We start from the raw sequence: 12,397 nt of genomic DNA, 5'->3' as shown, positions 1-12,397 counted from the left end.
ACGGTACGACGTCGGCGGTACCGGCAGTCGATGTGCGGGCGACGCGGGTTTCCTAACGTGGAGACAGTGCCCCGATCCACTTCACTCGTCTCCCCGTCCGCCTCGAGCTGGCTCCACCACCCCGCTGCCGCCGCCCTCCGCCTGGGCGGCGCGTGCCTGGTGCTGCTCGCCCTCGGCATGATGTGGGCGTCCCGCATCGTCTTCCCGGGCGACACCTACGTCAGCGGCCTGGGTGCCGCCGGCGAGATCACGTCGGTCGCCTTCAACGTGTCGCTCGCGATGGTCGCGCTCGGCGGTGCGGCGTCGGCGTTCGGCCTCTGGGGCCTTCGCAGCGGGCGGGGCCTCTTCGGTGCATGGGCCGTGAGCACGAGCCTGCTCGCCGCGAGCGCGATGTTCGGGGTCGGGGCGGCAGTGCCGTGCAGCACCGGTTGCCCGATCCCGCTCACGCCCGGTGCGGCCCCTCAGGACCTCGTGCACACCACGGCCGCGGTGCTCGGCTTCGCGCTCGCCGGAGTCGCGATCATCCAGACGCTCCGGTTCGGACGCGTCTATGCGGCGCTCGCCACGCCGAGCCTCGTGCTCGTGATCGCGGCGGCGGCTGCAGGAGGCATCCTCTCGCTCGCGGGCGTCGCCACCGGGCTCGGCGGGTGGCTCGAACTCATCGCGACGACCTCGGCGCTCATCTGGCTGACGGCCGTGTCGCTGGCGACCCAGCACCGCATCACGACCGCGTCGGTGCTCCGGCGATCGATGGCGGATTCCCAGACCGCGGATACCGCCCGCCCAATAGGCTGGACGGGTGGCGCACCGCATCTACATCTGCTCGGCTGAGGGCAACACGGGCAAGTCGACCGTGGCGCTCGGCACCCTCGACACCCTGACCCACCGCGCGACCCGGGTCGGCGTGTTCCGGCCGATCGCGCGGTCGACCGACGAGCGCGACTACGTGCTCGAACTGCTGCTCGCCCACGAGGGCGTCGTGCAGATCCCCTACGACGATGCAGTGGGCGTGGGCTACGACGACGTGCACGCCGACCCCGAGGGCGCGCTCGCGACCATCGTGAGCCGGTTCAAGGCCGTCGAAGACCGCTGCGACGCGGTCGTCATCATCGGCTCGGACTTCACGGATGTCGGCAGCCCGACCGAACTCGCCTACAACGCGCGCATCGCGGCGAACCTCGGCGCCCCGGTGCTGCTCGTGCTCGGCGGCCGCGTCGGCCAGGGGCAGGGGCGCAGCCGTTCGGAGCGGCTCGGCTACTCCGATGCGCGCAGCCCCGACGAACTCGCGCAGCTCACCGAGCTCGCCGTCGAGGAGCTCGAGCGCGAGCACGCGACCCTGCTCGGCATCGTCGCGAACCGTGCCGACCCCGAGCGGCTCGACGACATCGTCGAGGCCGTGGCTGCTGCGGCCCGACCCAACAGCTCGTCGGCCTCGGCCGGACGCGGTGCCGAGGCATCCGTCGCCACCTGGGCCATTCCCGAGGACCCGTACCTCGTCGCGCCGTCGATGCGCGCCATCATGGAGGCCGTCGACGGCACCCTGCACGCCGGAGACCCCGAGCTGCTCAACCGCGAGGCGCTCGGCGTGATCGTCGCGGCGATGTCGATGGAGAACGTGCTCACCCACCTCACCGAGGGTGCCGTCGTCGTCGTGCCCGGCGACCGCAGCGAGGTGCTGCTCGGGGTGCTCACCGCGCACTCGAGCGCGACGTTCCCGTCGCTGTCGGGCATCGTGTTGAACGGCGGCATCCCGATCGCCGAGCAGGTCGACCGCCTCGTCGACGGACTGAAGGCAGGGCTGCCGATCATCCGCACCGAGCTCTCGAGCTACGACACGGCGCTCGCGATCACGCACACGCGGGGCAGGCTCGCCGCCGAGTCGCAGCGCAAGCGCGACACCGCCCTGGCCCTCTTCGAGAAGCACGTCGACGGCCAGGCGCTGCTCGACCTGCTCGAGGTCGCGCGCCCCGAGGTCGTGACGCCGCTCATGTTCGAGTACGACCTGCTCGAGCGCGCCAGGCAGACGCGCAAGCGCATCGTGCTGCCCGAGGGCTACGACGACCGGGTGCTGCGCGCCGCCGCGACGCTGCTCGCCCGCGACGTGGCCGACCTCACGATCCTCGGCGAGGAGATCGAGGTGCGTTCGCGCGCGATCGGACTCGGCCTCGACCTCTCGAAGGCCGAGGTGCTCTCGAACCACGACTTCGTGCACGTCGCCCGCTTCGCCGAGGAGTACCAGCGGCGCCGCGCACACAAGGGCGTCACGCTCGAGCAGGCGCGTGAGACCGTGCAGGACGTGTCGTACTTCGGCACGATGATGGTCGAGCTCGGCCTCGCCGACGGCATGGTCTCGGGGGCGGCGCACACGACCGCGCACACCATCCGGCCCTCGTTCGAGGTGATCAAGACCAAGCCCGGTGTCGACGTCGTCTCGAGCGTGTTCCTCATGGCGCTCGCCGACCGCGTGCTCGTCTACGGCGACTGCGCGATCGTGCCCGACCCGACCGCGGAGCAGCTCGCCGACATCGCGATCTCGTCGGCGGCGACCGCGGCGCAGTTCGGCATCGAGCCGCGCATCGCGATGCTCTCGTACTCGACCGGCGAGTCCGGCTCGGGCGCCGACGTCGACAAGGTGCGTCGGGCGACCGAGCTCGTGCGCGAGCGCGCGCCGCAGCTCGCGGTCGAGGGGCCGATCCAGTACGACGCGGCGGCGGATGCCGCGGTCGCGCGCACGAAACTGCCCGAGTCGGATGTCGCGGGGCGGGCGACGGTCTTCATCTTCCCCGACCTCAACACCGGCAACAACACGTACAAGGCGGTGCAGCGCTCCTCGGGCGCCGTCGCGATCGGGCCGGTGCTGCAGGGCCTCCGCAAGCCCATCAACGACCTCTCTCGCGGAGCCCTCGTGCAGGACATCGTGAACACCGTGGCCATCACGGCGATCCAGGCGGCGGACCCGTCATGAGCGTCGTGCTCGTCGTGAACTCGGGGTCGTCGTCGCTGAAGTACCAGCTCATCGACGTCGAGCGATCCGAGACGCTCGCGAGCGGGCTCGTCGAGCGCATCGGCCGCGGTGTCGGCCATGCCAGGCACCGCCACGAGGGGCCCGAGAACGACAGCCTCGGCTCGACGTGGGACGCCGCCGGCGAGGTCGCCGACCACGAGGCCGCCTTCGCGGTGATGCTCGAGGCGTTCGCCGCCCACGGCCCGTCGCTCGAGGCGCACGCCCCGATCGCGGTCGGTCACCGGGTCGTGCAGGGCGGGGCGCGCTTCTTCGAGCCGACCGTGATCACGCCGCTCGTGAAGATCAACATCGACGAGCTCTCGGCGCTCGCGCCGCTGCACAACCCCGCGAACCTCGAGGGCATCGAGGCTGCGCAGCGAGCGTTCCCCGACGTGCCGCACGTGGCGGTGTTCGACACCGCGTTCCACCAGACGATGCCGCCGGCCGCCTACACGTATGCGATCGATCGCGAGCTCGCGGCGAAGCACCGCATCCGCCGTTACGGATTCCACGGCACCTCGCACCGCTTCGTCTCCCGTGCCGCGGCCGCGTTCCTCGAACGTCCCGTCGAGGAGCTCCGCATGATCGTGCTGCATCTCGGCAACGGTGCATCCGTCTGCGCGGTCTCCGAAGGGCGCTCGGTCGAGACGAGCATGGGCATGACGCCGCTCGAGGGGCTCGTCATGGGCACCCGGTCGGGCGACATCGACCCGGCCGTGCTGCTGCACCTCGAGCGCCGGGCCGGGCTCGACGCCGATGGCCTCGACCACCTGCTGAACTCGCAGAGCGGCATCCTCGGCCTCAGCGGGCACGCCGACATGCGCGACCTCGTCGCCGCGCGGGCGGCGGGCGACGAGGCGTCGACGCTCGCACTCGAGGTCTATGCGCACCGGGTGCGCTCCTACGTCGGGGCGTACGCCGCCCAGCTCGGCCGGGTCGACGCGATCGTCTTCACCGCGGGCGTCGGCGAGAACTCGCCCGACGTGCGGGAGCTCGCGCTCGCCGGGCTCGAGGGCTTCGGCGTCGAACTCGACTCCGAGCGCAACCAGCAGCGCGGTTCGGTCGCCCGGCGCATCTCGACGGACGCCTCGAAGACCGCCGTGCTCGTCGTGCCGACGAATGAAGAGCTCGAGATCGCCCGTCAGACGCTGGAGCTCGTCGGCGCCTGACCGGACTCCTTACTTCCCGGGGCGGATCCGGATGGGGTTGGGCGTGGCTGCGGATCGTCGCCGAGGATGACGAGAGGGCCTTCATCCCGAGTCGGCGCTTCGAACGCGTCGAAGTACGTCGCGGCGACCTCCGGACTGAGCTCCACCTCGTTCGCGGCGGCGCCGTCGCGTGCTGCGACGCGGGCGAGAACCACGTCACGTGGCGTCGCGAGGTAGATCGTCTCGGGCTCGACGCCGAGCGGGCGCAGCAGCTCTCGGTAGTCGCGGCGCATGCGCCGCGACCAGAACGAGTAGTCGAGCACGACATCGATGCCGGCCGACACCAGCTCCACGAGGCGATGCCGAAGCGCGGTCTCGATCTCCCGCCGGACGTCTTCGGCGAGCGGCTGCTCGCGGATGCCGCGCTCCCACGCCTCCTCATCGAAGGACAGCCGCGTCATACCCGAGGCCTCGAGTTCGCGCGCGACCGTGGACTTGCCTGATCCCGCCGGACCGCACATGAATACCACCCGACTCATGCCGCCACTCTAGGAGGGCCCACCTCGATTCGCCGTGTGCATGCGAACGGTATCCACAAGAACCATTGCACAAGAGTTCTTGTGGAACTATGCTGGCGGCATGAACGACCCGCGCGAGACCATCGACCTGCACGACGCCGGCGCCATGCGGGCGCTCGCGCACCCGATGCGGTTGCGCATCCTCGGCCTGCTGCGCTTCGAGGGGCCGAGCACGGTCGGCGCCCTCGCGGAGCGCACCGGCGAGGCACCGGGGTCGGCGAGCTACCACGTGTCGACCCTCGCCAAGCACGGCTTCGTGGTCGAGGCGCCCGAGCTCGCTCGCGACAGGCGCGAGCGGTGGTGGCGGGCGGCGCACCTCATCACGAGCTGGCGCACCGAGGAGTTCCTGGGAGACCCCGAGGCCCACGCGGCATCCGATGCCATGCGGCGCGTGGTGCTCGACTCGTACCATCGCGAACTGCTCGAGGCGATCGACGCAGAGGCGGTGCTCGAACCCGAATGGATCGCCGCCTCCGACTCGAGCGATGGCGGGGCCCGGCTCACGATCGACGAGTTCCGCGAGCTGAACGCCGAGCTCGACGCGGTGCGCGAGAAATGGTGGGCCGTCGGCCGCGCGCCGCGGCCCGGCACGAGGGCCGTGCGCTGGATGACCCACACCTTCCCGAGGCCCGAACGATGACGAACGACACCGCGGGCGCGACGGCCGAGCCCTCGACGACGGATGCCCCGCACCGCCGCACCCCGCTCGTCGCCCTCTTCGCCGCGCAGCTGTTCTCGCTGTCGGGCAACGCGATCGCGCTCATCGCGATCCCGATCATCGCCCTCACCGAGACGGGCTCCCCGCTCGCGGCCGGCGTCGCCGGCGTGTTCGCGACCGTGCCGCTCGTCATCGGCGGCGCACTCGGGGGAGTGCTCGTCGACCGGTTCGGCTACCGCACCTCCTCGATCGTCGCCGACGTCGCGAGCGGCGTCACCGTGCTCGCGATCCCGGCGCTCGCGGCGACCGTCGGGCTGCACTTCGGGGTGCTGCTCGCCCTCGTCTTCCTCGGCGGACTGCTCGACGCACCCGGCGACACCGCGAAGACCGTGCTCATGCCCGATCTCGCCGAGCTCGCCCGGGTTCCGCTCGCCCGCGCGGCGGGCGCGCAGTCGACCGTGCAGCGCACCGCCATGATGATCGGAGCGGGTGTCGCGGGCGCCCTCGTCGCGCTCGCCGGCCCGATGCCGGCGCTCGTCGTCGACGCAGCGGGCTTCGCCGTGTCGGCGCTGCTCGTCGTCTGCTTCGTGCCGCGGCGAGCCGCGGCATCCGTCGCCGAGGCCGACGCGCCCGTGCAGGGCGGCTTCGTGGCGGGCATCCGCTTCATCGCCGGCTCGCCGCTGCTGCGCTCGATCGTGCTGCTCGTGACGCTCACGAACGCGATCGACGCGGCGGGCATGACCGTGCTGAAACCCGTCTACGCCACGCAGGTGCTCGGCAACCCCGCGGTGCTGGGGTTCATGGTCGGATGCTTCGCTGCCGGCGCCCTCACCGGGTCGGCGCTCTTCGCCGCCGCCGGCCATCGCTACTCGGGCCGCGTGGTCTTCGCGCTCTGCTTCGTGCTCGCCGGCACGCCGCCGTACCTCGCGATGGCGCTCGGCGCTCCGGTGCCGGTGCTGCTGCCGATCCTCGTGTTCTCGGGCCTCGCCGCCGGGGCGCTCAACCCCATGATGGCGACCGCGATGTACGGGCTCGTGCCCGACGGCGTGCGCGCCCGCGTCTTCGGCGCGATGACCGCCGGCGTCGCCGCCTCGATGCCGCTCGGCGCCTTCCTCGGCGGCTTCTCGGTGGAGCGGTTCGGGCTCGCGCCGACCCTCCTCGGCTGCGCGATCATCTACCTCGTGCTCGGCTCGAGCCCGCTCTACCTGCGCTCGTTCACGGGGCTCGCCGCCGCCCGCACCCCTACGGGGGTACGGGGTGCGAATGGCTCACCCGGGTGATGTGATCCCGGCCGCCGTGTTCGTACGCTCGCTGCACGGTCGACATCGGCCGATGAAGCACACCCCCGAAACGTTCGTCTGAGTACCATTCGCACCTTCGGACGACGAGATGAGCACGCATGAGCCTGCAGGTCGTAGAACGCCCCGACGGTGCACTGGGCACCATGTCGCCCGTCATCCTCACGGCGGGTCGCCGTCGCGAAGGGGTGGATCCGGCGCAGAGCGGGTTCGCGCAGCTCTCGCGTCAGATCAAGGCCGAGGGCCTGCTCGACCGATTCGTGGGCTTCTACGTGCGCAAGGCCGTCTTCTGGACCGTCGTGCTCGGCGCCGCCATCGCGGCATCCGTCACGATCGGCGACTCGTGGTGGCAGCTCGTCGTCGCCGCCGCGCTCGGCGTGATCTTCACCCAGTTCGCCTTCATGGCGCACGAGGCCTCGCACCGCCAGGTCTTCCGCTCGGGGCCCGCCAACGACTGGGCAGGCCTCATCCTCGCGAACTTCGTCGTCGGCATCAGCTACAGCTGGTGGATGAACAAGCACACGCGCCACCACGGCAACCCGAACGTGATCGGCCGCGACCCCGACATCGTGAAGGACACGATCTCATTCCTCGAAGAGGACGCGGCGGAGAGCCGCGGGCTCGTGCGCATGATCACGCGCAAGCAGGGCTACCTGTTCTTCCCGCTGCTGCTGCTCGAGGGCATCAACCTCCACGTGCACGGCATCCGCCACGTGCTCGGCAAGGGCGCGGTCAAGCGGCGCGGCCTCGAGATCACGCTCATCGCGGTTCGACTCATCGGCACCGTCGCGCTCGTCTTCTGGGCGTTCCCGCCGCTGCTCGCCACCGTCTTCCTGCTCGTGCAGCTCGGCGTGTTCGGCGTCTACATGGGCGCCTCGTTCGCCCCGAACCACAAGGGCATGCCCCTCATCCCGCGCGGCGTGCGCGTCGACTTCCTCGAGCGTCAGGTGCTCACGAGCCGCAACATCCGCGGCGGGAAGTTCATGGACTCGTTCATGGGCGGCCTGAACTACCAGATCGAGCACCACCTGTTCCCGAGCATGGCGCGGCCCGCGCTCGCCCGCACGCAGCAGATCGTGCGCGAGTACTGCCGCGAGAACGACGTTCGCTACACCGAGACGGGGCTCGTCGAGTCGTACGCGATCGTCATCGCCTACCTCAATCGGGTCGGGCTCGCCGCGCGCGACCCGTTCGACTGCCCGATGATCAACTCGTACCGCCGTCGCGACTGACGCAGCGCGCCGCCCCGGCCCGCGCGTCGGCGCACGGCCGGGCGCAGCGTGTGCCGGCGTGCCGACGGGTCGCCGCCGTCAGCGCGCGAGTCGCGCGCAGTCGATGCAGAGCTCGGCCGTGGGTCGCGCCTCGAGGCGCGGCACGGTGATGCGCTTGCCGCAGTCGCCGCAGAAGCCGTAGCTGCCGTCGTCGATGCGCGCCAGGGCGTGATCGATGTCGGCGAGCTCGGCCCGTGCATCGGCGAGCACCGCGGTGCGCTGCGACCACTCCTGGGTCATCGTCGGCCCCTCGGGGTCGTGCTCGTCATCGGCCGAGGCGCCCGACCTCGCGGCCCGCACCTCGCTCATGACGTCGCCGAACTCGACGAATCGGCCCTCAGCATCGGCACGCTCCTGCAGGAGTTTCGCCCGGAACCGATCGAGCTGTGCCTGTGTCATCGTCGACGTCATCACGCCCCCTTCCGATTCCCGCATGGTACGCCCTCGGCATCCGGCCGTGGTGTCGGACGCGGCAACTACGATTGATGCGTGGTCACCGCCCTGTATCGCCGCTACCGGCCAGAGACGTTCGCCGAGATGATCGGCCAGTCCCAGGTGACGGAGCCGCTCATGACGGCGCTCCGCACCGATCGTGTCAATCACGCCTACCTGTTCAGCGGCCCTCGCGGCTGCGGCAAGACGACGTCGGCGCGCATCCTCGCCCGCTGCCTGAACTGCGCAGAGGGCCCGACGGATGTCCCATGCGGCGTCTGCCCCAGTTGCGTCGAGCTCGCTCGCGGCGGCGGCGGGTCGCTCGACGTCGTCGAGATCGACGCGGCGAGCCACAACGGCGTCGACGACGCGCGCGACCTGCGCGAGCGCGCCGTGTTCGCCCCGGCGCGCGACCGGTTCAAGATCTTCATCCTCGACGAGGCCCACATGGTCACGCCGCAGGGCTTCAACGCGCTGCTGAAGCTCGTCGAGGAGCCGCCCGAGCACATCAAGTTCATCTTCGCGACGACCGAGCCCGACAAGGTGCTCGGCACGATCCGCTCGCGCACGCACCACTACCCGTTCCGCCTCGTGCCGCCTGGGCCGATGCTCGAGTACGTGCAGCAGCTCTGCACCGAAGAGGGCGTCGAGGTCGCGCCGGGCGTGCTGCCGCTCGTCGTGCGCGCCGGCGGCGGGTCGCCGCGAGACACGCTCTCGCTCCTCGACCAGCTCATCGCCGGCTCCGACGGCCCGACCATCGACTACGAGCGGGCCGTCGCCCTGCTCGGCTACACCCACGGCGCCCTGCTCGACGAGGTCGTCGACGCGATCGGCGCGGGCGATGCGGCCGGGGCGTTCGCCGCGGCCGACCGGGTCGTGCAGACCGGTCAAGACCCCCGTCGCTTCGTCGAAGACCTGCTCGAGCGCCTTCGCGACCTCATCGTCGTCGCGGCCTCCTCGCCCGAGACGGCCGCCGCGGTGCTTCGCGGAGTGCCCGAAGACGAGCTCGCCCGCATGGCGGCACAGGCCGCCGCGTTCGGCCAGGCCGAGCTGTCGCGGGTCGCCGACCTCGTCAACCAGACCCTCACCGAGATGACCGGTGCCACCTCGCCGCGCCTGCACCTCGAGCTCATGCTCGCGCGGGTGCTCGTGCCCGCGGCCGACGACACCGAGCGGGGTGCGCTCGTGCGCGTCGAGCGGCTCGAACGGCGGGTCGGCGTGGTCGATGCCGCCGGGTCGATCCCCGCGGCATCCGAGTCGCGCCCGGTCGCGCGCCCCGAGGCGGCCGCTCCGGCACTCCGGGTCGAGACGGAGCGCGTCGCGGCCCCGGTGCCGGCATCGCCGGCGGCGACCGCGGCGCCCGTCGATGCTGCGCCGACGGCGGCGCCCGTGGCTGATTCCCGGCCGTCGACGGCACCGCCCGCGATGGCCGAGGTCGTGGTGCCCGAGACCGCGGCGCCCGCGCCGGCAACGCCCGCGAAACCCGTCGGACCGGTGACGCTCCAGCAGGTCCGCGACGCATGGCCCGAGGTGCTCTCGTCGCTTCAGCGCACGAAGCGCAGCGCGTGGATGGTGGCCTTCACGGCGCAGGTGCGCGACTTCCGCGACGACGACGTGCTCGTGCTCACCTTCCCCAGCGAGCACGACGTCGCGGGCTTCCGCGGTGGCGCCCCTGGTCAGAGCGTCAGCGAGCTGCTGCGCGGTGCGATCGTCGAGGTGCTCGGCGTGCGGGTGAAGTTCGTCGCGAGGGTCGACGGGCCCGGCGGCTCCCCGGCCGCCGCACCGCCGGCGCCGGCGACTCCGCCCGCGCCGGCAGAGCCGCAGACCTCCGTCGAGGCACGCGGGTCGTCTGCCGGTGCGCCGCCCGAATCGTCGACGGCTCGGCCGTCGTCATCCGTGTCCGAGGCCTCCGCGACCACCGCGCCCGCGGCGTCGTCGCAGCCCTCGGCGTCAGCGGCGGCGGCTCCTGCCCGAGCACAGACCTCCGCCGCCCCCACCGGACCGGTGGACTCGTGGGCGACCGTGGCGATCCCACGCGACCCGGTCGCCGGTGCCGAGTCGGCGTCGTCGGGCACCGGCACCGCGACCGCCGTGATCGAGCGGCCGCAGGCCGGGTCGTCGGCGCAGGGCGCCCCTGACGCACCGACGGTCGCACCCGAGGCATCCGCTCGCGTCGACGTCGCCCCGCTGCCCGACGACGCCGACGCGCCGCCCGAAGACGAGGAGCCGCCCTTCGACCCGGGGCCCGAGCCCGAAGTGATCGTCGAGGCATCCGCGCCCGCAGCCGCCGCACCGGCGGCGGCTCCCGCATCCGCCCGCGCCACCGCGCGCACGAACCGTCCGCAGCCGACCACGGCGGGCAATGACGGGGGCATCCAGCGATACGGCGAGGCCGTCGTGCGCGAGGTGCTCGGTGCGACCTTCCTCGAAGAGGTCGAAGCGCCGCAGCGACCCGGCTTCGGGGAGCGTGGCTGATCATGTACGAAGGCATCGTCCAAGAACTGATCGACGAGCTCGGTCGCCTGCCCGGCATCGGGCCCAAGTCGGCTCAGCGCATCGCGTTCCATATCGTGCAGACCGAGCACTTCGACGTCAGCAGGCTCGCCGAGATCCTCATGCAGATCCGCGACAAGGTGCGCTTCTGCGAGATCTGCGGCAACGTCTCCGAAGAGGCGACGTGCGGCATCTGCCGCGACCCGCGTCGTGACCCCGCACTCATCTGCGTCGTCGAAGAGGCCAAAGACGTCGTCGCGATCGAGCGCACCCGCGAGTTCCGCGGGCTCTACCACGTGCTCGGCGGTGCGATCAGCCCGATCGACGGCATCGGTCCCGACGAGCTCCGCATCCGCCAGCTGATGCAGCGACTCGCCGACGCGACCGTGACCGAGGTCATCATCGCCACCGACCCGAACCTCGAGGGCGAGGCGACTGCGACCTATCTGAGTCGGCTGCTCTCCACCCTCGAGATCCGCGTCACGCGCCTCGCCTCCGGCCTCCCGGTCGGCGGCGACCTCGAGTACGCCGACGAGGTGACGCTCGGCCGCGCGTTCGAGGGCCGGCGCGTCGTCGGCTGACCCCGTCGCCCGCGCTGCGGCCTTGACGCTCCACCCGCACAGGGCTAGAACGGAGCCATGGCGAGCAGAGGTGCCGAATGGGTCGCGGGATACGTCGCGGCGTGGGAGTCGAACGATCCGGCCGAGATCGGGGCGCTCTTCACCGATGACGCCCGCTACCTGACGAGTCCCGACTCCGAACCGCGAACGGGCCGCAACGCCATCGTCACGGGCTGGCTCGCCGACCTCGACGAGAAGGGGAGTTGGGCGTTCGACTGGCGCATCGTGCACGAGGACGACGGGTTCGTCGTGGTCCAGGGCCGCACGAACTACCCGGCGGAACGCGACTACCTGAACCTCTGGATCGTTCGCCTCGCCGAAGACGGCCGAGCGACCGAGTTCACCGAGTGGTACATGCCGCGATCGCACAAGGGCTGAGTCGTCATCGCAGCACCTCGACGAGCACGACCCACGCGATGATCAGGGCCGCGATGATGCTGAGCACCGAGCCGATCGCCATGGCGATGAGGCCGACCTCGACCGTGCCGACGATGACGAGCACGGCGCCTGCGAGGAAGGCCGCGACCGGAAGCACCCCGGCGATGCTCTTCAGCAGCCGTTCCATCGGCGCGACGCCGCGTTCACCGGCGACCACTCGGATCGCATGCACCTGGAAGAGGGCGGCGATCAGCGCCGCGACGAGCACCTCGATGCCGTAGGCCGTGACGGGCTGGCCGGGGATCAGCCCGAACGCGCTCGCCGTGATCGCCAGCACGAGGGCCGCGATCGAGGAGGCGGCCCGGGGCGGCAGCGTCACCGACTTCATGATCTCCGCGATGTTCACCGACATCGCCACGATGAGCAGACCGGCGAGGGCAGCGGTGGCGCCCACCATGGCGACGTTGAACTCCGACCAGCTCGCGAGCGGCTCCGTCATGGGAACACGCTACCGTCG

Annotated in this window: 12 protein-coding genes; 9 read left to right on the top strand and 3 right to left on the bottom strand. The window is 71.5% G+C overall.

The features are described 5' to 3' along the window. Positions 1-66 precede the first annotated feature (66 nt). Genes BJY17_RS07330 through BJY17_RS07320 form a run of 3 tightly spaced genes read left to right on the top strand, consistent with a single transcriptional unit; the run spans position 67 to position 4,173 of the window. Positions 67-831, top strand: a complete 765-nt coding sequence (locus BJY17_RS07330) for a DUF998 domain-containing protein (protein ID WP_179550780.1) — start codon at positions 67-69, stop codon at positions 829-831. Next, positions 800-2,965, top strand: coding sequence for a phosphate acetyltransferase (gene pta / locus BJY17_RS07325; RefSeq protein WP_179550779.1), 2,166 nt, complete (start codon positions 800-802; stop codon positions 2,963-2,965). Before BJY17_RS07330 ends, pta begins: the two co-directional genes overlap by 32 nt. After that, the gene (locus BJY17_RS07320) at positions 2,962-4,173 is read left to right on the top strand and encodes an acetate/propionate family kinase (protein WP_179550778.1); all 1,212 of its coding nucleotides are present in this window, start codon (positions 2,962-2,964) and stop codon (positions 4,171-4,173) included. Before pta ends, BJY17_RS07320 begins: the two co-directional genes overlap by 4 nt. Here BJY17_RS07320 and BJY17_RS07315 read toward each other — a convergent pair. Next, positions 4,146-4,691, bottom strand: coding sequence for an AAA family ATPase (locus tag BJY17_RS07315; protein WP_204458838.1), 546 nt, complete (start codon positions 4,689-4,691; stop codon positions 4,146-4,148). The genes BJY17_RS07320 and BJY17_RS07315 overlap by 28 nt on opposite strands. A 100-nt stretch (positions 4,692-4,791) precedes the next feature. On the opposite strand from BJY17_RS07315, the gene BJY17_RS07310 reads away from it, so the two are divergent. The 3 genes from BJY17_RS07310 (at position 4,792) to BJY17_RS07300 (ending at position 7,918) form a co-directional block, all read left to right on the top strand. Continuing rightward, positions 4,792-5,370, top strand: coding sequence for an ArsR/SmtB family transcription factor (locus BJY17_RS07310; protein WP_179550777.1), 579 nt, complete (start codon positions 4,792-4,794; stop codon positions 5,368-5,370). Next, positions 5,367-6,668 carry an MFS transporter gene (locus BJY17_RS07305; protein ID WP_179550776.1) on the top strand — a complete coding sequence of 434 codons (1,302 nt, stop codon included), beginning with the start codon at positions 5,367-5,369 and terminating at the stop codon, positions 6,666-6,668. Before BJY17_RS07310 ends, BJY17_RS07305 begins: the two co-directional genes overlap by 4 nt. A gap of 119 nt (positions 6,669-6,787) precedes the next feature. Next, entirely contained in the window at positions 6,788-7,918 is a 1,131-nt protein-coding gene (locus BJY17_RS07300) for a fatty acid desaturase family protein (protein WP_239560064.1), read from the top strand. A 78-nt stretch (positions 7,919-7,996) separates the two neighbouring features. On the opposite strand, the gene BJY17_RS07295 is transcribed toward BJY17_RS07300, so the two are convergent. Beyond that, positions 7,997-8,356 carry a TraR/DksA family transcriptional regulator gene (locus BJY17_RS07295; protein ID WP_239560065.1) on the bottom strand — a complete coding sequence of 120 codons (360 nt, stop codon included), beginning with the start codon at positions 8,354-8,356 and terminating at the stop codon, positions 7,997-7,999. Positions 8,357-8,446: 90 nt separating this feature from the next. Here BJY17_RS07295 and BJY17_RS07290 point away from each other — a divergent pair, with 90 nt between their 5' ends. Genes BJY17_RS07290 through BJY17_RS07280 form a run of 3 tightly spaced genes read left to right on the top strand, consistent with a single transcriptional unit; the run spans position 8,447 to position 11,880 of the window. Beyond that, positions 8,447-10,864 carry a DNA polymerase III subunit gamma and tau gene (locus BJY17_RS07290; protein WP_179550775.1) on the top strand — a complete coding sequence of 806 codons (2,418 nt, stop codon included), beginning with the start codon at positions 8,447-8,449 and terminating at the stop codon, positions 10,862-10,864. A gap of 2 nt (positions 10,865-10,866) precedes the next feature. Then, entirely contained in the window at positions 10,867-11,463 is a 597-nt protein-coding gene (gene recR, locus BJY17_RS07285; RefSeq protein ID WP_074258434.1) for a recombination mediator RecR, read from the top strand. 57 nt (positions 11,464-11,520) lie between these two features. Then, positions 11,521-11,880 (top strand): nuclear transport factor 2 family protein, encoded by a 360-nt coding sequence (locus BJY17_RS07280; protein WP_179550774.1) that lies wholly within the window; start codon positions 11,521-11,523, stop codon positions 11,878-11,880. Positions 11,881-11,884: 4 nt separating this feature from the next. Here the strand turns inward: BJY17_RS07280 and BJY17_RS07275 are convergent, their stop codons facing one another. Beyond that, positions 11,885-12,379 (bottom strand): hypothetical protein, encoded by a 495-nt coding sequence (locus tag BJY17_RS07275; RefSeq protein WP_179550773.1) that lies wholly within the window; start codon positions 12,377-12,379, stop codon positions 11,885-11,887. Between the last annotated feature and the right edge of the window lie 18 nt (positions 12,380-12,397).

The sequence above is a fragment of the Agromyces hippuratus genome (assembly GCF_013410355.1).
In the GTDB taxonomy this organism is placed as follows: Bacteria; Actinomycetota; Actinomycetes; order Actinomycetales; family Microbacteriaceae; genus Agromyces; species Agromyces hippuratus.
The sequence above is the reverse complement of the archived record's forward strand: the minus strand, read 5'-3'. Positions and strand labels throughout refer to the sequence as shown.